Here is a 20844-nt window from a genome sequence, read left to right on the forward strand (position 1 = left end):
TATTAGAATACATCCAGTATCATCAGTTTCTTCTCTCCTGCCGGAACAGACCAGCTGATCTCCTTTCCCTTCTGAAAGCCCAGTAAGGCCGTACCAATAGGCGCCAGCACTGATATCTTATTCTGACTGATATCTGCTTTGTCGGGCGTCACTACGGTAATAGCCAGTATCCGTTCTGTTTCCATATCCTTGACAACAGCAGTGGAATTCAGGCCTACTACGGTATCAGGAAAGTTCTCTTTACTTACCAGCCGGGCTTTTCTTAACTCTGTTGCCAGTTCCGTTACATTATTTTTGTCGAATGATTGCGGATTGCCGTTCCGGATGTATGTTGTGAGGATATCAAAATCCTCCTTCTTTATTACCAATTGTTCTTTTTCCATTTTAATTAGGTTTTGATTTAAATGATAATTCGGAAATCAATTCGGGCCGGGTTGTATTTGGTGGGCGAATCGATTTTCACCGGGTTGTACCCGCATGGGCGGATCGATTTCCCCGGGTTGAAAACCCGGGGCTACAGACAATTGGACTCCTACGGAGTCCTATTATGTTTTGTTCATTTTGTTTTGTTAATAGCGCGTTAGTCCCGCTGATCTGTCAGGCGCTTTTCTTCAGAGAAACGGGCAACATCTTGGACAGGATCACCTTCCATTTTTCTGCTTTATCTTCCAATTCACGAAGCTTATTGATATTATCTTCTGCCTGTTTGAAAAAAGGAATATCAGCAGGTTGCTTTTCTATAAGGAACCTGAAATGTAAGGTCATCCTTTCAAGATACTGCTCCAGCCTTCTCTTTCTCAGGCCATTTACATGAATACGACCATATTGTTTTTTCACTGAACAGTTACTTACCTGGTTCAGGTCAATGACATATTCTGTAAGCGTCCCGCTACTGGTACCGTTCAATACCAATAGCTTTCTCTGTATACCATCCAGGCCGATGATGCAATTCCTTAATACCTCCTGGCTTGAGAAGGTAAGGTCATACTTTGTTCCGAGCCTGCTGAAATAATCAAGCAATCTTTTCATCTTTCTACGTTTTTGTCTGTTTCGAATAGCTATCAGCAACCCGTAACATAAAAATGTAGCTGCTGAAAGCAGGATAAACACATCTGCGAATGACATGATAGTTTTTTACAGCGCAGTACGATCACTTGCTCCGGGCGAAGCTGAACAACAGCAATACCGGCGTGGTGATGCATAATATAAAATACCATTTAGGACTGGCGATCATGCCCCGCTCCATTGAAATAGCGCTTAATACGGCCAATAGCGCGACAGCTCCGCCAGCTGAAACACGTTGTTTCCGGTACATGGCAATAACTTTTACACGTTAATTACTAACAGTAAATAAAGTTGAAATACAATTATCCCAGGCTATTGGAGTAATCAGGCCTGGGCAAACCTGTTAAAGTCTTTAAAGTTGGAGAAATAGTACAGGTCTACACAAAAGGGGATAAATTCCGGGAAGGACCAGGTAAAACAGTTGCTGATATCAGGTATAACGTACCTGACAGCATCTGTAGTGTTAATATGGGAACTCTTCCGGATCATTTATTCAAACTTACTAAATAAATCTGTTATAAAAACATCAAATATTTAATGGAATGTTAATTGTTGCTCCATTGTACTAACTTTAAGCGCATGAAGGCAGGTATGTTTTTACGCAGCACATCACTCCAGGATGACACCTATTTCGAACAGGCTGTTATTTTCATTACCGAACATAACGAAAAAGGCGCTATGGGCTTCGTTGTCAACAAACTTTTCCCCCGGAGGATCAATGAACTGGTAGAGTTCAAAGATAGTGTACCCTTCCCTCTACATGAGGGCGGACCCGTAGATCAGGAACACCTGTTCTTCATACACCAGCGCCCTGACCTTATAAAAGGAGGCGACCCGGTGACAGGTAATATCCACCTGGGTGGCGATTTCAAGGCAGCCATGCAATATCTCAACAACAATACCATTACGGAGAAAGATATCCTGATCTTTATCGGCTATTGTGGCTGGGACGACCAGGAACTGGAAGCAGAGATTGCCGAGGGCAGCTGGGAGCTGGCCGAAGAGCCGTCCGTCAGCCTCTTTACTGGTAGGTAGGCCCCGCCCTGGATTTGATTGATTTAATCCAGGTATACTGGAATAGTTTACAGCTGTAACATTTGTGGCGCGATGGTCGTTCTACAACGACACGTCCATGTTAAACTATATTATTGCTGTATCATGAAACATTTTTATCTCCTTCTTTCTGCTGCATTCTTATTTGCAGCCTGCTCCAAAGATAAATTCGACCCTTCGAAACCTAAAGATGGCCAGGAAGTAGAAGTCTTCCTTGACCACTACACGACAGCTGGAGATCCACGGATATTCCACACCGATAGAGACCATTCCCTTTATACCTATTTGCACAAATTCGATGAACGGGAAATTGGTTACACCTATGTAATTAAAGCCAGAGTGGTTGTTTCGCCACCGAGCTGGCAGGATTCCCCTCTTTATACTTTGGATTATATCAAAACACTTGCTAAGGAAAAATACCAGGGAAAAGATACTTTTGCGCTGCCATTATTTGGATGGACTGGCGGCGGCTCTGATGCCTTCTTCCTGAGAAAGGATGCCGGCAAATATTCTTATCTGGGTTTCCAACTTACACCTGCCGATGCCACCGTTCAGCAGGATCTTGACACAGCGCTCGTAAAGGGACCACCAATGACAACCTCCGCAGGTCCATGGACTGCCTTTAAGGTATTTGTGCAGCATGATCCCGCCAACTATACCAAGGGATATATCGTGCACAGAGTGCAGCTTCCATAGAACAACATTTGTTACTGAAATAAAAACGAGGCACATCTGACAATCAGGTGTGCCTCGTTGTGTAATTGCATGTGCTAAACTTTGACTATCTTCAATACCTCTATTGAGGCTGTTGGTTAAAAAGTTCACGTCTTACACTTCAAATACAACATCTCTATGTCAATCAGATCCCTCCTTACCTGCTTGCTCTTCTTACTCCTGTTGGGTACAAGCTTATACGCACAGCAGGAAAGCCCTTATTCCGCTAAGTTATCAACACGCCCGGCCGGCATTCAAGACTGCCGATAAACCCGCTACGGGACTTTTTCGTAACTTTAGAAAAAAACAGTACATGGAGAATAAAGGGCTGCTTTTTATTCCGGATATAAGTGGCTTTACCCGTTTTGTGAACGAAATAGAGATCGATCATAGCCGGCATATCATACAGCAATTACTGGAGGTACTGATCAATGCGAATAATACCGGACTTGAGATCTCAGAGATTGAAGGAGACGCCATTCTGTTCTATAAATTCGGAGAACCGCTGGAACTGGAAGCATTATATAAACAGGTGGAAAGGATGTTCTGTGAGTTCCACCGGCATCTGAATGCATATGATAGCCGCAAAATATGCCAGTGCAGAGCCTGTGTATCCGCTGTAGGTCTTACCCTGAAGGTCATCACTCATTATGGCGAATTTACCACCTATAACGTGAAGAACTTCAGCAAGCTGATAGGGAAAGATGTGATCGTTGCCCATCAGCTCCTGAAAAATGATATAGCGCAACATGAATACTGGCTGGTAACAGACAACCTGTTGCAGGATACGCCTCCCACCGGACTGGCAACATGGATGAAGTGGGACGCCAGCGCTAAACAGACAGAAACAGGCGAAATCCCCTTTCACTACACCCAGCTAAGCCAGTTAAGGGAAGAACTACCGCCTGAACCGGATCCGCAACTGGAACTTTCCGACAAGGTTAAAGTCGTATCTGTATTCAAGGATTATGATGTAGATATTAAAACGCTCTGTTTTACAGTCGTACACTTCGAGTTCCGCCACCAATGGCAGATTGGATTAAAAGAAGTGAATGAGGTAGAGCATTTTCTGCCCGGCGTAGGCAGTCGCCACCAGCATGTAATGGAAAATGGACAGAAGATAATGATGTTTACCAGCAGCTTTTACTATAATCCGGAAGAAAAGATATTATTTAGCGAGACCGACGAAAAACGAAAAAGCTCGACCTATTACACCATCACAAAAGCACCTGACGGACGTTCCCGTTTAATATTGGATATCTACATCCCTAAAAATCCGGTACGACAGCTATTGTTTAATCTTTTCGAGAGAAATGCGCTCCAGGCTAACCTGCGGGAATCCCTGAACAGGCTGGAACCTATCGTAAAAGAGATGGTATTACCGCTGGAATTTTAACACACCACTGTTTTCCGCCTGTCACCGACAGGCAGGAAAATCAGTCCCCTGCCCTGCTCCGTTACCGAAAAGGGCAATTTCAGACCATTCCAGCGGCTATTTAACAAGTTATGGCACGCAGGGGTTCTACGCGTTCTGTAACTCCGTAATTTCTATCTTTCTCATCTGCATCAGTGCCTCCTGTGCCTTCTGGGGATTATGAGATTTAAACAGCAACTGGCCAATGTTTTTTGGCACCACCTGCCAGCTGATGCCGAAAGGGTCTTTACACCAGCCACACAGTCCTTCCTCACCGCTTTTCGTGAAAGCATTCCAGTAATAGTCGATCGTCTCCTGGTCATCACACTCCAGCACCAGGGAAACACCTTCTGTAAAGGTCATATGCTGGGGCACACCACTATCCATTGCCATCAGCAGATGACCATTAAGCGTAAATTGCGTATGCTGGATCTGACCAGTCATCGGTCCTTCTGAATAGCGAAGGAGACCGTCATTCTTATAAGCCGGGAAAGTTCTTTCGTAGAAATCAAGCGCCTGCTGGCACTGCCCTTGCTGGGCCTGGCCGAACATCAGCGTAGGTACAAGTTTGTTATATTTCCAGTCATCTGCACCATAATACAATTGCCAGCTAACGCCATAACGGTCTTCTATCCAGCCATAACTGGCACTCCATGGATAGCTATCCAGTTGCATAAATATTCTGCCGTCTTCGGCCAGTTTTTCCCATATCTGTGCGATAGCGACCTTGTCGTTAGATACCCACATAAAAGAGAGTGCAGGATTGGGCTTATACATGGGGCCTCCATTCAGACCCATTATTTCAGTACCATCCAGTAGCGCTTTGACGACTATGGGATTCTCATCTGTGATCCTGGAATTGGGGAAAACCGACACATAAAAATCAAATGCCTCTTTGGCCTTCCCGTCAAACCATATACAAGGAAAGATATTGGTGTTCGATGAAGCGTTCATGATGCATTATTTTGCTATCGAATTTAACCAATTGTCCGATGACCATGAAATTCAATTCATTGTTTAGCAATATCCTTATCCCTCCCCTCGATCAGGAACGAATGAAAATTCTGCAGTAATGCATCAGAAGTATTCGAGTTGGTGAAGATGGCATATCCCATTTTAAGGTCCTTATACACTTCAAACCGGCATTTAAAATCCCCGTTATTACCACCATGGCCAAATGTTTTACCGAAAGGTGTTTCCCTTATCTCAAGGCTCATGCCCATATAGGTAGGTACCTTTGGTTTATGCGTCCATCCGGAGAAGTCATATTCCGACTGCTTCGACATAATGGTATTATAGGTTTCCGGCTTCAGCCCTTTCTGCTCTAACAGAAATAACATAAACCTCGTGAAGATCAGCGCTTCTGTATGCATAGAATAAGCCATACCTGGTTTTTCCGGCAGGTCGTTGTTACTTGGCCGTCCATCGAAGTGACCATATGCCACTACGCGTTGCAGGGAATCATTCTTTGAGAAAAACGTATGGTATAGTCCGACAGGCTGGATCACCTCTTCCTGCAATACCTGCTCTACGCTTTTACCCGTGATCTTTTCCACTACCATTTTGAGGTATTCAAAGCCTTCTCCTGAATAGCCAAAAGCTGTTCCGGGCGTAAATTTAATACTTAGTTTACCATCACGCCAGTTCGGGAAACCAGTACGATGTGTCAGTACATGTCTTGCTGTGATCAGCTTATAACGGTCATCATATTCTATATCCTTGTAAGGAAGATATTGGTATAAAGGTTTGTCGAGATCAATCACTCCACGTTCTGCCAATCGTTCAACAGCCAAAGCAAACACAGGCTTTGTAACAGAGGCTGCTTCAAACAGTGTACTGTCGCTTACCTTTTGACCAGTCATCGTGTTGGTAACCCCATATGTTTTATGATAAACCACTTTGCCATCCTTGATCAGTGCCAGTGAAACACCCGGTATTCCATAATACTCGCGATAGGCTTCAATAAAGCTATCTACCTTACCAGGATTATCTGCCGTAAAATCAAACAGTACACCTTTATCAGGGATCAGGTCTGGCACAGGCGATAATGGGAGAACAAAATCCGGCGCGATTACTTTTTGCCCTGGTTTCGCCACAACGATAAGTGGTTCTTTAGCGACAACCGAATATAGCTTATCATCCGATTGATAATAATGGCTGGGAAATGAAAGCTCATATTTTCCGGCGGGAATTACTATTGAATAATTGCCTACGCTATCTACTTCAGCTGAAGTCCAGAGTTTTGGGTTCTCTAAAGACTTCAGACGCACCTGGCCGGGTAGTTTCACAGCTGTATGCTGGTCCCAGCTCACCTTGCCAGAAACGGTGGACAATTTTGCGCCATTGGGCAGGAAGATAATATCGCCCAGGCTATTCGGATTCATATATTTATCATATCCTTTTCCCCAGTCTGTCCAGGAGAAACTTCCATCTTTGTCCATGTCCATTACATTAAAATCAAAGCCCACCGACTTTCCAACCGTCAGCTCATTTCCCAGCTGTATACGCCACTCGTAATAGCGCATATCTCCTTTCCGGACCATAGCCACCTCTGCAATCTTCCAGGAGGCCGTACTGGCGAAAGGATCATAGAACGCGTTATTGATATTACGGAGTTTCTTACTGTACATAAATGAGGCAACGCCTGAACCAGACATCAGATGGCGGGCATCAATGCTTACCTGAAGACCATCCTGGGTATTCCACCTTACATTCTCAGAGGTATCTTCCACAAAGTCGTCATCCCGTATCGTAAAGGCCACATACAATGACTGGTCTTCAAGCCGGTAACCCAACTGGAAGAATCCGGAGAAATCAGCGTCGTCTTTGGGTTTGGTTTCCGAAAGATTCATTGCGACCATGTACTTTGCCGCATCTTTCGGCCAGTCTGAAAAGTCGCCATCAACAGTAATCTTTCCAAGGGGATAAGCAAACGCTACACTCCCGTTGTGGGCCAGTGAGGGAATGCAAAAGTGGATGCATAATACTGCAATGCATACTGCTTTAAGAGATGGAATTGACATGTTCAACAATTTTAAAGGTAAAGTGATAGTTCCGTTGAACGAAATAGTGGTTGCAATAAGGACACTTTAGCTATAAAAAGGTTGCATGTACGGGGTAGATTTTCCCTGTGTTCAGGAATTTATCACCTTTTTCACCGTAGAAAGGAGCTGCTGCCTGCCCTTCTTCGGATGGATAAGGTGCAGCTTTCCGGGTAGCAGGGTATGGGAGGGGCCGTTCTTATACCAGCGTTTTCCTCATTTCCATCAGGGAAAAAGAAGAACGGGCTGCCGAGGATTTGTTGGAAAACGGCACTTCATTGCCGGTAGGTTCGAAACCTTTACGCCGGTACCAGTCGATCAGCTCCTTCCGCTTGTCTATGACGGTGATTGTAATAGTATTATACTGGTGTTCCCTGGCGAAGGCCTCGCTATACTGTATCAGGCGACTGCCGATACCGGCAGTCTGTACCCCTGGTAACACCGATAACATGCCGAGATATAATGTCGTTTCCTTTTTCTCCAGTAATACACTGCCCAATATCACGGACTGCATGTCGCAACATTTAAATATCGTTACGCCTGGCCGGCTGATAAGGTCAAGTAAGGCTGCTTCTGTGGTTCTCTCTCCTTCTACCAGGTGCCCTTCAGAGGTCCAGCTTTTACTGCCTGCTTCACCTTTATAAGCACTATTGATAAGCTGCGTTACGGCGGGAATATCTGCTGCTGTAACGGGAGATATTGTATAAACTTCCTGAGTCTGTTGCATGCCTTAAAATACTACTTCCGGTAATATTATGCAAGTCGTCTTATACCGGACACTCAAGAAGGCATTATCAGGTATTCCGCCGCAACATCAGACTACATCATGGCTCCTGCGCGCCGGAAATAATCAGAATACAGATGGTGCATTAAAATACAGCGTTACCCTACTTATTCTCATTTGCAGGGGTAAAATTTTAATACCCATTCTTTAGATATCCTTTAGTATTTTCTTATCTTTCGCGCTGTCAAAAACAACGTTATGAGATCTGCCAGCGCTACTATTACCTGTATATTTTCTTTTTGCCTGCTAACAACGAATGCTTCAGCCTTCGCAGGAAACTCTCCTATAGCCGACACCGGTATAGTAGCCGACGGCGCCACGCCTCAACTGATCTCCAGGAACTTCTCCTTTACCGAAGGACCAACAGCTGACAGGCAGGGGAATATCTATTTTACAGATCAGCCTAACAATAAGATCTGGAAATACGGCATTGATGGCCATCTCTCCGTTTTTATGGACAGTGCAGGCAGATCAAACGGCATGTACTTCGATAAAAAAGGAAACCTGTATTCCTGTGCTGACGAAAAAAACCAGCTTTGGATGATCTCTCCTCGTAAAAAGATTACTGTATTGATAAATGATCTCAACGGTAAAAAGCTGAACGGGCCTAATGATCTCTGGGTATCTCCACGTGGAGATGTCTATTTCACAGATCCATACTATCAACGCAGTTGGTGGACGAGGACGAAGCCTGAAATAGCAGGAGAGAAAGTATATGTTCTGCTACATGGCAGCAGAAAAGTAATACCTGTTGTAGATACCCTGCAGCGCCCTAACGGCATCGCCGGTACAGCAGATGGTAAATACCTGTATGTCTCAGATCTTAATGGAGGAAAAACTTACCGGTATACTATTAATAAAGGTGGCGCCTTAAGCAATGCACAGCTCTTTGCGAATATGGGCTCTGACGGGATGACAACGGATAACCAGGGGAATGTATACCTCACCGGCAAAGGTGTTACTGTTTTTAGTAAACAGGGCGTACAGATTGCCCATATCCCTATTCCTGAAGGCTGGACTGCCAATGTTGCTTTTGGTGGCAAAGACAGGAACAAATTATTTATCACTGCATCAGAGGCAATATATATACTCGATATGAAGGTGAAAGGAGTTGAATAATATTTTCTGACTATCTTCGTCCCCATTAATAACTTATGCCCCTGAACTTCACCACATTAACCCTAAGGGACGCGATAGAACAGGAACTACTAACTTCACTCGCTACAGACTTCGACATGCTGGAAGATGGCGCTGACTCGAAGAGGAAGAATAAAATCATTAATCGCTTAAAAAAAGAATGGCGCCTGCAAGATACAGGCGCCATTCTTTTTAAACGTATTATTGCTGTTTCTTTAGGGAATATTTCAGCCCAACATTACCGGAGACGGTGCTGGTAACTGAATACCATTTATTCTCGTCACTGAGCAGCACCTCATAGTTTACGCCCGCCTTATTGGTAATTTCTGTAACACCTTCAATATGCCTGTCGCGGTATTTTTTCTTCACCGCTCTCAGTACTGTCAGTGGTAGCTCCTTCTCGCCACAATACCGAAGCGAATAGACTAATGTACCTTGTTTATCGTACCAGATCCGGTACTGGCTATCGTCCTGTACGAAGCAAACCACATCATAGGCGCCATCTTCGGTCCATCTGATGTATTGTGCCTCGGGGAAGGTGTGATTGAAAAGGCGTAATACAGTCTCATTGGGAGCTGCAAACAAAGATAATTGTGAGCAGAAGATTATTGCTGCTATCAGTACAATTCTTTTCACATTCAACATTGGATGAAAAACAGCTACACGTAAAAAAGTAATCCGTTTCATGGTTTCAGATTTTATGAAAAACAATTTTGTTGTTGATGATGTAAAAGTAGTACGGGTCACAACTTTAAAATTGTATAAAACGGAATAAGGCTTCTTTTGCGTTGAGATGCTATTTCTATTAATATTAAAAATGGAGCCTTACTCCCCTCCTGCTACTGTAGTACTTTTACCTTTAAAGATCTCCGCCAGCTTATCCGTTAATTCCTTCCCTCTCAGATTGCGTGCAATGATATTGCCATTGGGGTCTAACAGAAAGTTGGCTGGTATTGCGCGTATATTATATAGTTTCGCAGCTTCGTTATTCCATCCCTTCAAATCACTCACCTGTGTCCAGTCCAGCTGGTCTTTTTCAATAGCCTTAAGCCATGCTTCCCTTTGACTCGGGCCATCCAACGACACGCCCAATACAGTAAATCCGTTCTCCTTATATTGTTTGTGAGCAGCCACTACGTTCGGATTTTCTTTCCGGCATGGTCCACACCAGCTTGCCCAGAAGTCCAGCAGCACATATTGCGATCTGAAATCAGAAAGCTTCACTGTCTTTCCATCGGGAGTATTCTGTTGAAAATCGGGAGCCGCTTTACCGATCTGGGTATTCCTGACAGCCGCCAGCCGGACGAGTATGTCTTTTGCCAGTGGCGCTTTTTTCAATGCAGGTGAAAGTTGTTTATAAGCCGTTTCAATTTCGCTGTTGAGTTCTGCTTCAGCGGTGGCCTGCGACAGGCAGACCAGGCTAAAATAGGCATCCAGGTGCTTCTTCGCAAAATCCAGTCGAAGCTGGTTCTCCTCTTTAAAAAGCAGTTTTTCCCGTGCTTCAAAACCCGCATGCACCTTTGTGTCCTTTTTTTGTTCCTCCGGCAATGCATCAAACTCTTTATATAAGGCGTCAAACTTGTCCTCAACAGGCTTTAATAAAGCCAGGACCTCCCTATTCAGGCTATTGGTGACAGAGCCTTTAATCTCCAGGTGTTTCAGCGAGTCCGGCGCTGTCATTGAGAACGTTGCCGGCTCCAGGTAAAACCGGAAATAATCCATAGACTCTCCCTGCGCAAGCTTGTTGACATGAGGGTTCCTGTTAAGGAACAGGGAGGAGTAAACAGGATACTGCAATTTGCCTTTCAAGGTAAAGCGTCCTTCCTGTACAACAACTGAGTCAGTTATTTGTTGATCCTCCAGATTGTACACCAGGAAGATCTTATCTCCATTCTTCAAGGCATCCACCTTCCCCTCGATCTTAAAGGAGCCCTGTGCCATCAGCATTGAGGGAAACAATAAAAGTGCTGTCAGCAACTGCTGTATCCTGATGCCAATTCCGGAATGTGCTGATGGATCTGTATACAGAATATCTTGTAACTTGTCTTTCATGATCTATTTACGTGTACCTGGGTTAAGAGATGGGTTGATATGCAAATTAACCGTATTCTTTCGTATCCTCTCCGGAATAAATGATACATGCACATCAGGGCTGATATACGGTCGCTGAACAGGTCTGTCTCCGAAGATCAGCAGTAAACAGCTATTACAGCCCAATAAAGCCAATTTATCCTGATACCCTTCGCTATATCATAAGACAGACGATGTGGTCAAAAAAGGCTCCAAAAGCCTGAAATAAATCGTCCAGATAATTATCTTAGTAATTCACTTTTTATTATTAAACGATTGCTCATGCGTCTATCAGGTATTCCACTCTTATTGGCTCTATTCTTTTGCAGCAACACAGTATTTTCCCAGCAGCGGCCTAATGTCATTTTTGTACTGACGGATGACCTGGGGTATGCAGATCTTTCCTGTTATGGCAACCCTGTTATTAAGACACCTTTTTTAGACCGGATGGCCGGGATGGGGGTAAGAGCTACCAACTACGTTGTTACCAGTCCCACCTGCTCACCATCGAGGGCATCCTTACTCACGGGCAGATATTGCACAAGGCCTAATATTCCATTGCCACTGGCGCCTGGTTCACCATTGGGACTACCGGCAACAGAAGTAACAATTGCAGAAATGCTCAAAGCAGCGGGTTATAAAACTGCTATGGTCGGCAAATGGCATCTGGGCGATCATCAGGAGAACCTGCCTATGAACCAGGGCTTTGATTCTTATTTCGGACTGTTGTACAGTCATGACTATCGCCAACCATATGTAAAAAGCGACAGCACCATAAAACTGTATCGCAATTACACGCCTGCCGTTGTCAGGCCACACGATAGCACCTTAACACAGACATATACCAGGGAAGCTATCCAATTTATAAAAGAACAAAAAAAGGATAAACCCTTCTTTCTGTACCTGGCGCATAATATGCCTCACCTGCCGGTATACTTTGCAGCACACAAAAAGAACAGCAATCTGGAAAACGGTGGAGAACTGGGCGCAGTGATCGCGGAAATGGATGAGGGACTGGCTGCTATCTGGAAAATATTGGAACAACAAGGCCTCGCAGATAATACCATCTTTATGTTCTCCAGCGATAACGGACCATGGAATGATTATCCTTCCCGCATGTCTGACGACAGCGTTACAAAGTCTTTTCATACCGGTTATACAGGTGTATTCAGGGGAAGTAAAGCCACCACCTATGAAGGCGGCGTACGGGTACCTTTTATTGCCTACTGGAAGAATCATACACTTAAAGGTGCAACAGTCCATGCCGCGATGACCTGCCTGGATGTACTGCCCACACTTGCAGAATGGATACATTGTCCGCTGCCTGCCAACACGGTCCTCGACGGCCAATCTATCGCCACAGTACTTACCCGGAATAATGCGCCGGACAATCACCGGGAGATCTATTATGTACACAATAACATACCGGAAGTGGTACGCCAGGGTCCCTGGAAGCTGAGAAGGACCAAACCATCCGGGCAACCTGTCATTGAATTATTCAATCTTAATTATGATCCGGCAGAAAGAGTGAACCTGTCAAATGAACATCCGGAAATAGTAGCAAAACTCACTGCACTTTTAGCACAATATCCCGTAAATTAGACTGAGAAAATGTTTGTCTGTTTTCCCCGTATGTAAGAGGCATACGGGGAAATACCGGAATATACCATCCCCTGTCCACGTTTTATCCCTCCTTACCCCTGAAGATCGATATCCCTTCAGTAACAGATTTCATGATGCACCACAACCGGGGCATGAGTCAATGACATAGATTTTAACTATTAAATTATAAAATCAATTGATTTTGATTATTTCTACAATATCATACTTTTACCATTCTACACAAATACCAGGTGTAAAAACTGTTCATTTAACTTCATAAACCTCTTAAAAATGGAAAACGTACAGGATATTAGTAAATGCCCGTTTCATAACGGCACTATGAAGCAGAATGTTGGCGGTGGTGGCACCAGGAATCGTGACTGGTGGCCCAACCAGTTAAAGCTGAATATACTGCGTCAGCACTCCTCTTTATCAAACCCTATGGGTGAAGATTTTAACTATGCCGAAGCTTTTAAAAGCCTCGACCTGGAAGCAGTAAAAAAAGACCTGCATGCGCTGATGACAGATTCACAGGACTGGTGGCCGGCCGACTTTGGGCATTATGGTCCGCTGTTCATCCGTATGGCATGGCATAGCGCTGGTACCTATCGCGTATTTGATGGTCGTGGTGGTGGTGGCCAGGGACAGCAACGTTTTGCACCGCTTAACAGCTGGCCTGATAACGTGAGCCTCGATAAAGCCCGCCGCTTGCTGTGGCCTATCAAACAAAAATATGGCCGTAAGATCTCATGGGCTGACCTGATGATCCTTACCGGTAACGTGGCACTGGAATCAATGGGCTTCAAAACATTTGGTTTTGCAGGCGGACGTGCCGATGTATGGGAACCAAGTGAAGATGTGTACTGGGGTTCAGAACAGACATGGCTGGGTGGCGACATCCGTTATGCGCATGGCTCTCCCGGTGTAGTGGAAAATCATGGTGTACTGGTATCCGATGATGATGCAGACGGCGATATTCATTCCCGCAACCTGGAAAAACCACTTGCTGCTGTACAAATGGGTCTGATCTACGTGAACCCGGAAGGTCCTGACGGTAATCCTGACCCTATCGCTGCCGCCAAAGATATCCGTGATACATTTGGTCGCATGGCCATGAATGATGAAGAAACAGTTGCCCTGATAGCAGGTGGGCACAGCTTCGGTAAAACCCATGGTGCTGCTCCTGCAACCCATGTTGGCAAAGAGCCTGAAGCTTCCGATATCGAACTGCAGGGTCTCGGCTGGAGCAATAGTTATGGTTCCGGTAAAGGTGGCGACACGATCACCAGCGGACTTGAAGTTACATGGACTAAAACCCCTACCAAATGGAGTAATAACTTCTTCGAAAACCTTTTCGGCTTTGAATGGGAACTGACCAAGAGTCCTGCAGGAGCACACCAGTGGGTGGCTAAAAATGCAGAGAGCATCATTCCAGACGCCCACAACAGTGCTAAAAAACATTTGCCTACTATGCTTACTACCGATCTGTCTCTGAGGTTTGATCCGGTGTATGAAAAAATATCCAGACGCTTCCTGGAAAATCCAGATGCATTTGCAGATGCCTTTTCCCGCGCATGGTTTAAATTAACACATCGCGATATGGGACCTCGTGCACTGTACCTCGGCCCTGATGTACCACAGGAAGAGCTTATCTGGCAGGATCCTATTCCGGCAGTGAACCACACATTGATAAATGAAAACGAAATTGCAGCGCTGAAGGCGAAAATATTGAGTTCCGGCCTGAGTGTATCTGAACTGGTTTCCACAGCATGGGCTTCCGCTTCTACCTTCCGTGGTACTGATAAACGTGGTGGTGCAAATGGCGCCCGCATTCGCCTGGCTCCTCAGAAATACTGGGTGGTAAATAATCCTACTCAACTGCAAAAAGTACTGGATGTACTGGAAGGTATCCAGAAAGAATTCAATGGTGCACAGACTCCCGGTAAGAGAGTTTCACTGGCAGACCTGATTGTACTGGCAGGTGGCGCAGGTATTGAAAAAGCAGCGAAAGATGCAGGACAAACCATCACCGTTCCTTTCACACCTGGCCGTATGGATGCTTCACAGGAGCAGACCGATGTTGAATCAGTTGGCTACCTGGAACCAATTGCTGACGGTTTCCGTAACTACCGCAAAGCAAAATTCCCTGTATCTACAGAAGAACTACTGATAGATAAGGCCCATTTGCTCACGCTCACTGCTCCTGAATTAACAGTACTGGTAGGTGGTATGCGTGTATTGAATACCAATTTTGATGGTTCTCAGCATGGTGTCTTCACGGCACGTTCGGGCCAGCTCACCAACGATTTCTTTGTCAACCTGCTCGATATGAATACTGCCTGGAAAGCAGTAGCAGCAGACAAAGAAGTGTATGAAGGCAGCGACCGCGCTACTGGTAAGGCTAAATGGACTGGTACCCGTGCAGATCTCGTGTTCGGTTCCAACTCAGAACTGAGAGCTATTGCAGAAGTATATGGAAGTGCAGATGCGCAGGACAAGTTTGTAAAAGACTTCGTAGCTGCCTGGACTAAAGTGATGAACCTGGACAGATTTGATATAGCTTAATTGTAAGATCCAGTGAATAATAAAGCAAAGCCGCCGTAACAGGCGGTTTTGTTTTTACAGGCATGCTCTTACCCGCACAAAATAGAAAAGCCACCTTTGCAGGTGACCTTCAATTTAAACTCTCAGCGAGCCACGAAAACCTCTGGCAGCATAATAAGAGATAGCGCCATTGTGATATAGGAAGACAGTATCATAGCGGCGATCACAAAAGAGAGATCCGCCAAGTTTTCTGATATTGGGCGGTGTGATCACCCAGCTTGACGTCTTCAAATCAAACTTCCCCAATTCCTGCAAGCCGCGGTATTCTTCTTCAGTTAATATTTCTATGCCCATGCTGGCAGCCATACCAATAGCGCTGCCGTCTGGCTTTGCTTCTTTCCTTTCCTCCAGCGCTTCATCGTCATAGCAAAGACTTCTGCGGCCTTTAGGGCTTTCAGCAGAGCAATCATAAAAGATATATTCAGCCGTCTTTTTATCGTGGCCTACAACATCGGGTTCGCCACCTGTGCTTTCCATTTCATTGAGAGACCACAGCTTTTCGCTATCAGCTTCCAGCCTTGCCTGGACATTCGCCCATTCAATACCTTTATGACGGTGCATGTTCTTCTCGAAGCGGGTCTTCAATACGTTGAACAGCTCTTTTTGTTGTTCTGCTGATAACCCTTTCTTTGAAATAGTTTTCTTTGACATAATTGCAATTATTATTGCCACATAGGGCTTTACTTAAATATACATGAATCTTTACGTTTACGCTATTCCTTTATTGTTGGGTACAGGCACAAGTCTTCTCTCCGCAGGTCTGAAATACCAGTATACTACAATCAGTGCTAACTTTAATTCACGCTATTCATTATTGATGGGCACGAATACTAATCTTCTCTCTGCTGGCCTGAAATACCAGTATACTACAGTCAGTGCTAACTTCAATTCACCCTATTATTTATTGATGGGCACGAGCACAAGTCTTCTCTCCGCAGGTCTGAAATACCATGATATTACAGTCAGCGCTAACAGCAGCAGGGAAGGAAATATTTCACTTACAGCATTGCCTGCGGCAATATGTGAAAATATCGCTCCTGTCATGGCAAAGAAAAAGCCTGCATAAGCCCACTCCTTCAGCAAAGGAAACCGGGGAATGAGTATGGCTACAACACCCAGCAATTTCCAGATACCCAGTATTGTTGGGAAATAAACGGGATAGTTTAAATGCGCAAGAAAATCTGTTTCCGGGTTTATTTTGAATAACTGTACGAACCCGGTTGAAAACATACCTAATGCAAGCCATACAGTGGCGATCCAATAAATGATCCTGTTCCTTTTTTTCATGCGTGTTGTTTTAATTTACTTACTATTTCCTGTAAACGGTTATGTGCTATATTTATACCATAAGCAAAAGGCATCTTCAGTTGCTGGTCTCTGTCAGCAGCAGATTTGTATACTATATGCATGGTAAGTTTACTCGTATCGTCGGTGAGTTTTTCAAACTGCAGGAACTCAAGCTGCACACCCCATGGCGCATTCACCATTTCAAATGTCCGTGTGATCTTTTCGTTAGGACTAAACTCATGGAATACACCGTTGGCCTGAAATGCTACATTTCCCTGAGGATCTTTTGTCTCATACTGCCAGCCACCATGCTTTTTACCTTCAAATTTCAGCACTTTCGTTCCCATCCACTGCTCAATAATTTCAGGTTCTGCATGCGCTTTAAAAAGCAGTTCCAGTGGCAGATCAAATTCCCTTGTTACCACTAAATCATGCCTTCCTTCTTCGGCGTTTACTTTTGTCTTCTTCTCCATATTATTTCATTTATTGGGTTTGTATTTTTTCATTACCTCCTCCAGTTTGTTAAACCGCTCATCCCACATCTGGCGGAATGGTTCGATAAAGTCTGCTACCTCTTTCATTTTTTTTGCATTGATATGATAATAGATTTCTCTACCGTTTTGCTCCTGCTCAAGCAATTCGCACTCGGTGAGTATTTGCAAATGTTTTGAAACTGTCGGCCTTGCCGTGTCAAAGTTGGATGCTATTGCACCTGCTGTCAATGACTGTGTAGCAAGTAACAGGAGTATGGCCCTTCTCGTCGGGTCTGCTATCGCCTGGAAAACATCTCTTCTCAGATTCATTATGTAGCTATTTGACTACAAATATAAGTGTAGCTATTTAACTACACAACTTTTAGCGATATTTTTTTTAGAAAAAATAGACAAGGCTGATTATCAGCATCATAATTAACAGCGGCTGCCGGGTACATCCGTTAACCGCAACAATTCATGTATTCACCTCAAAGCCTTCGGCAAATCTTAAACTTCAAAGTTTTTTACTGTTCTCACCTAAACAACATCCTCTATGGTTGTGGCCTTCCGAATCGGCCATGATTTTACACTAAAACTATTAATATGAAAGTGAAACCAACGATCCTGCTCGCTTCATTGATTTTATTAACAGCAGTAGTCGTAATCATCTCCTGTAAAAAGGATGATTCCGGTTCCAGCTCAACATCAGGCTCCATTTCTGCATTGACCTGTTCAGGCGCAAGCTTTTCAGGTACAGCGACCGTCAATGTAGCATATACCGGAACGGCTACTGTTCCCTATACAGGAGGTAATGGTACTACATATAGTGCCGGCACACAGATCTCATCAACGGGTGTATCTGGTCTGACTGCCACCTTACAGGGGGGCACACTGGAAAGCGGCGCAGGTAATCTAACATACGCTATCAGTGGTACGCCAACAGCTACCGGCACGGCTTCCTTTGCTATCAGTTTCGGCGGACAAAGTTGTACGCTTTCGCTGATTGTTGGCTCGGAGGCATCGACATCCTGTAGTTCATTAACGGGGGTAGCACAAGTTGTATGTTTGGCAAATGCCTTTATTGCAACGCTGACAACCTCACAGCAATCACAGGTTGTACTGACCTTAAACCTTACAAATGCAAAACGCTGGTCTAACTTACCATGCGCGCTATCCTGCCGTAATGGGTTATTGTTTAGCAGTTTAACAAGTGCACAACAGGCAGCAGCGCTGGCGCTCATTCAGGCAGCTTCCGGCACAGCAACAAATGAGGGTTATGAAGAGTGGCAGACCATCCGTGCTGCTGATGATTATCTTGGTCAATCTGCTTCGGGATATAGTTCCGGCAACTATGTGATTGCCTTCCTGGGTACACCGAGCACCACCGGTAAATGGATGCTGCAGTTTGGCGGACACCATTATGCGCAGAATATTACCTATGATAACGGTGTCGTAACCAGCATTACGCCGCTGCACGAAGCAGTTGAGCCACATGGCTCCTTTACCGTAAATGGTACTACGTATACCAGTCCGATGGCATCTGAACTGGCGGCCATGCAGGATATGCTGGCATCCTTCAGTACAACGGAACTCGCCTCAGCAAAAATTTCAACTACCTTTTCTGACTGTCTGATGGTACCTGGTTCAACTACCAACACCTTCCCTTCCACCAAACAGGGTATTCAGGTTAGTACGCTCAGCAGCGCTGTTCAGACAAAAGTAATGACGGCTATTGCCGCATGGGTCAATGATCTGGATCCAACAACAGCCGCTACCTATCTGACCACTTACCAAAGCGAACTTGCCAATACATATGTATGCTATTCAAGCAATACAGGAGGCACCTCCGGAACCGCCAGTTCATTCTTTACCACTAATACCGATTATGTTCGAATCGATGGCCCAAGTGTATGGATTGAGTTTGTATGCCAGAATGGTGTCGTGATCTCCGGACAAATTCACTATCACACCGTAATGCGTGATCATAAGAGGGACTATATCGGATTATAAATTGCATCAACAACATGTTTGATAATAATACTTTTAAAAACAGCCGGTCCCTTTCAAAAGGGTGGCTGTTTTTTCTAAGCATTGCATTTGTTCTCTTTGCAGGACTTCCAGGTACGGCTATTGCACATCCATCGCCTAACAGTCTTATTTTCTTAGACCTTAGTCCTAAAAAGGTAATGATGGAAGTGCAAATTCCACTCACGGAACTGGAACTGTCATTCAAGCCCGGTATTGCTAAAACTCCGGAGACTTTTCTGGCCAGCGAAGGAACGCAGTTGAAGGAATACCTGTTGGCACACATCCACGCATATGCCATAAAGGATCATCCCTGGCTGATTACTATCACCAACCTGAAAATGGATCAGGGTAAATATCCTGATAGCAATGTGCCGTATTGGGAAGTGAATGTCTCGGTAATGTTAACACCGCAGGACAATACCGACAGCCGCAATTTCTATCTGGATTATGATGCCGTTATACACCAGGTAATGAATCATGCTGCTTTAGTATCTATCCGGAGTGACTGGGAAAACGGCAACGTTGAGACGGGATCAGGCGAAGTACAGGCTATCGGCTGGAATTTAGAGAATAATACCATTCCTCCTTTACATGTAAATCCCAATAAGGGAAGTTGGTGGACAGGCTTCATCAGCATGGTTACGCTGGGCGTACGCCACATTGCGGAAGGCACTGATCATTTGATGTTCTTACTTGTTCTATTGTTACCGGCAACGCTGTTAGTGAAAGACAAGGAGTGGAATAGATTTGGTGGTACGCGTTACAGCATCCTTCGTTTACTGAAAATTGTCACTGCGTTCACAATCGGGCATTCGCTGACTTTATTATCAGGCGCCTTCGGCTGGGTAAGATTACCTTCACAGCCTGTAGAGATCCTGATTGCATTTTCCATACTTGTCTCTGCGGTTCATGCCTTACGTCCGCTGTTCCCAGGCAAAGAAATGTTTGTAGCTGCTGGTTTCGGACTTATTCATGGATTGGCGTTTGCCTCTACCCTATCCAACCTGCACTTAGATACCGTTCCAATGGTACTCAGTATTCTTGGTTTTAATATTGGTATCGAGTTGATGCAGTTATTTGTAATTGGTATCAGTGTTCCCTGGTTAATCATCCTGAGCAGGAAAGCGATGTACAGGTATGTTCGTATCACTGGTGCTGTATTTGCAGCAATAGCGGCTATCGCCTGGATGTTACAACGGTATCTGCAACGCTCCAATCCTTTCTCAACAATAGTAGATCAGATAGCTGGACAGGGTAAATGGATCATAGCTGGGATAGCATTGCTGGCAATTATGGCATCTGTTTGGCCTAAACAGAAGCAGACCAGGGTCCCTGCAATAGAAACAGTGTAATTCTCTTCCATTCACCGATCCCATAGTCAGGGAATCTGTCAGATGGTAGCAGCCTGGAGTAGCCTTTCAGTTCTCTTATATAGCCAGCGTTGAACAGACTCCATGTTTCCAGTATGTAACTTGCATATGACTTGCATCATCTTTCTACTTAGCTTTGTAATATCATCATAACCGTTCCTGCCAATCCTTCCGGGTTAATTTCGCATCGTTTAGAAAAATC

Annotated in this window: 21 protein-coding genes; 8 read left to right on the forward strand and 13 right to left on the reverse strand. The window is 44.7% G+C overall.

Annotated elements, in window-relative coordinates:
- Window positions 1-2: 2 nt before the first annotated feature.
- The 4 genes from BLR32_RS08495 to BLR32_RS33985 form a co-directional block, all read right to left on the reverse strand.
- Window positions 3-383 (reverse strand): GreA/GreB family elongation factor, encoded by a 381-nt coding sequence (locus tag BLR32_RS08495; protein WP_089830600.1) that lies wholly within the window; start codon window positions 381-383, stop codon window positions 3-5.
- 214 nt (window positions 384-597) lie between these two features.
- Window positions 598-1029, reverse strand: coding sequence for a hypothetical protein (locus BLR32_RS08500; RefSeq protein WP_143011397.1), 432 nt, complete (start codon window positions 1027-1029; stop codon window positions 598-600).
- 121 nt (window positions 1030-1150) lie between these two features.
- Window positions 1151-1315, reverse strand: coding sequence for a hypothetical protein (locus tag BLR32_RS33980; RefSeq protein ID WP_176842208.1), 165 nt, complete (start codon window positions 1313-1315; stop codon window positions 1151-1153).
- Window positions 1316-1389: 74 nt separating this feature from the next.
- On the reverse strand, window positions 1390-1554 hold the full coding sequence (locus tag BLR32_RS33985) for a hypothetical protein (RefSeq protein ID WP_170117395.1): 165 nt from the start codon (window positions 1552-1554) through the stop codon (window positions 1390-1392).
- A 90-nt stretch (window positions 1555-1644) separates the two neighbouring features.
- On the opposite strand from BLR32_RS33985, the gene BLR32_RS08505 reads away from it, so the two are divergent.
- The 3 genes from BLR32_RS08505 to BLR32_RS08515 all read left to right on the forward strand — a co-directional run bounded on the left by BLR32_RS08505 (window position 1645) and on the right by BLR32_RS08515 (window position 4228).
- Window positions 1645-2100 (forward strand): YqgE/AlgH family protein, encoded by a 456-nt coding sequence (locus BLR32_RS08505; protein WP_089830604.1) that lies wholly within the window; start codon window positions 1645-1647, stop codon window positions 2098-2100.
- Window positions 2101-2223: 123 nt separating this feature from the next.
- Entirely contained in the window at window positions 2224-2814 is a 591-nt protein-coding gene (locus tag BLR32_RS08510) for a hypothetical protein (RefSeq protein ID WP_089830606.1), read from the forward strand.
- A 331-nt stretch (window positions 2815-3145) separates the two neighbouring features.
- Window positions 3146-4228: a DUF2652 domain-containing protein gene (locus tag BLR32_RS08515; RefSeq protein WP_089830608.1), complete on the forward strand. Its 1083-nt coding sequence runs from the start codon at window positions 3146-3148 to the stop codon at window positions 4226-4228.
- Window positions 4229-4354: 126 nt separating this feature from the next.
- Here BLR32_RS08515 and BLR32_RS08520 read toward each other — a convergent pair whose 3' ends face one another.
- The 3 genes from BLR32_RS08520 to BLR32_RS08530 all read right to left on the reverse strand — a co-directional run bounded on the left by BLR32_RS08520 (window position 4355) and on the right by BLR32_RS08530 (window position 8014).
- Window positions 4355-5200 (reverse strand): VOC family protein, encoded by an 846-nt coding sequence (locus BLR32_RS08520; RefSeq protein WP_089830610.1) that lies wholly within the window; start codon window positions 5198-5200, stop codon window positions 4355-4357.
- A gap of 56 nt (window positions 5201-5256) precedes the next feature.
- Window positions 5257-7269 (reverse strand): serine hydrolase, encoded by a 2013-nt coding sequence (locus BLR32_RS08525; RefSeq protein WP_089830612.1) that lies wholly within the window; start codon window positions 7267-7269, stop codon window positions 5257-5259.
- A 217-nt stretch (window positions 7270-7486) separates the two neighbouring features.
- Window positions 7487-8014 (reverse strand): GNAT family N-acetyltransferase, encoded by a 528-nt coding sequence (locus tag BLR32_RS08530; protein WP_089830613.1) that lies wholly within the window; start codon window positions 8012-8014, stop codon window positions 7487-7489.
- A gap of 255 nt (window positions 8015-8269) precedes the next feature.
- On the opposite strand from BLR32_RS08530, the gene BLR32_RS08535 reads away from it, so the two are divergent.
- The gene (locus BLR32_RS08535) at window positions 8270-9190 is read left to right on the forward strand and encodes an SMP-30/gluconolactonase/LRE family protein (protein WP_089830615.1); all 921 of its coding nucleotides are present in this window, start codon (window positions 8270-8272) and stop codon (window positions 9188-9190) included.
- 219 nt (window positions 9191-9409) lie between these two features.
- Here the strand turns inward: BLR32_RS08535 and BLR32_RS08540 are convergent, their stop codons facing one another.
- Both BLR32_RS08540 and BLR32_RS08545 read right to left on the reverse strand, forming a co-directional pair.
- Window positions 9410-9895, reverse strand: coding sequence for a hypothetical protein (locus BLR32_RS08540; protein WP_143011398.1), 486 nt, complete (start codon window positions 9893-9895; stop codon window positions 9410-9412).
- Between the two features lie 138 nt (window positions 9896-10033).
- Complete coding sequence (locus BLR32_RS08545; RefSeq protein WP_089830619.1) at window positions 10034-11260, reverse strand: TlpA disulfide reductase family protein; 1227 nt, start codon at window positions 11258-11260, stop codon at window positions 10034-10036.
- 300 nt (window positions 11261-11560) lie between these two features.
- On the opposite strand from BLR32_RS08545, the gene BLR32_RS08550 reads away from it, so the two are divergent.
- Together BLR32_RS08550 and katG are read left to right on the forward strand one after the other, a co-directional pair.
- Window positions 11561-12880 (forward strand): sulfatase-like hydrolase/transferase, encoded by a 1320-nt coding sequence (locus BLR32_RS08550; RefSeq protein WP_089830621.1) that lies wholly within the window; start codon window positions 11561-11563, stop codon window positions 12878-12880.
- Between the two features lie 291 nt (window positions 12881-13171).
- Window positions 13172-15445 (forward strand): catalase/peroxidase HPI, encoded by a 2274-nt coding sequence (gene katG, locus BLR32_RS08555; RefSeq protein ID WP_089830623.1) that lies wholly within the window; start codon window positions 13172-13174, stop codon window positions 15443-15445.
- 114 nt (window positions 15446-15559) lie between these two features.
- Here katG and BLR32_RS08560 read toward each other — a convergent pair whose 3' ends face one another.
- The 4 genes from BLR32_RS08560 to BLR32_RS08575 all read right to left on the reverse strand — a co-directional run bounded on the left by BLR32_RS08560 (window position 15560) and on the right by BLR32_RS08575 (window position 17574).
- Window positions 15560-16135 (reverse strand): DUF4256 domain-containing protein, encoded by a 576-nt coding sequence (locus BLR32_RS08560; RefSeq protein WP_089830625.1) that lies wholly within the window; start codon window positions 16133-16135, stop codon window positions 15560-15562.
- 246 nt (window positions 16136-16381) lie between these two features.
- Complete coding sequence (locus tag BLR32_RS08565; protein ID WP_089830627.1) at window positions 16382-16771, reverse strand: DoxX family protein; 390 nt, start codon at window positions 16769-16771, stop codon at window positions 16382-16384.
- Entirely contained in the window at window positions 16768-17244 is a 477-nt protein-coding gene (locus BLR32_RS08570; protein WP_089830628.1) for an SRPBCC domain-containing protein, read from the reverse strand. The genes BLR32_RS08565 and BLR32_RS08570 overlap by 4 nt, the downstream gene beginning before the upstream one ends.
- 6 nt (window positions 17245-17250) lie before the next feature.
- The gene (locus BLR32_RS08575) at window positions 17251-17574 is read right to left on the reverse strand and encodes an ArsR/SmtB family transcription factor (RefSeq protein WP_089830630.1); all 324 of its coding nucleotides are present in this window, start codon (window positions 17572-17574) and stop codon (window positions 17251-17253) included.
- 273 nt (window positions 17575-17847) lie between these two features.
- Here BLR32_RS08575 and BLR32_RS08580 point away from each other — a divergent pair, with 273 nt between their 5' ends.
- Complete coding sequence (locus BLR32_RS08580) at window positions 17848-19254, forward strand: DUF3500 domain-containing protein (RefSeq protein WP_089830632.1); 1407 nt, start codon at window positions 17848-17850, stop codon at window positions 19252-19254.
- 14 nt (window positions 19255-19268) lie between these two features.
- Window positions 19269-20624, forward strand: coding sequence for a HupE/UreJ family protein (locus BLR32_RS08585; RefSeq protein ID WP_089830635.1), 1356 nt, complete (start codon window positions 19269-19271; stop codon window positions 20622-20624).
- The last annotated feature ends 220 nt before the right edge of the window (window positions 20625-20844 follow it).

The sequence above is a fragment of the Chitinophaga filiformis genome, from assembly GCF_900102545.1.
In the GTDB taxonomy this organism is placed as follows: domain Bacteria; phylum Bacteroidota; class Bacteroidia; order Chitinophagales; family Chitinophagaceae; genus Chitinophaga; species Chitinophaga filiformis.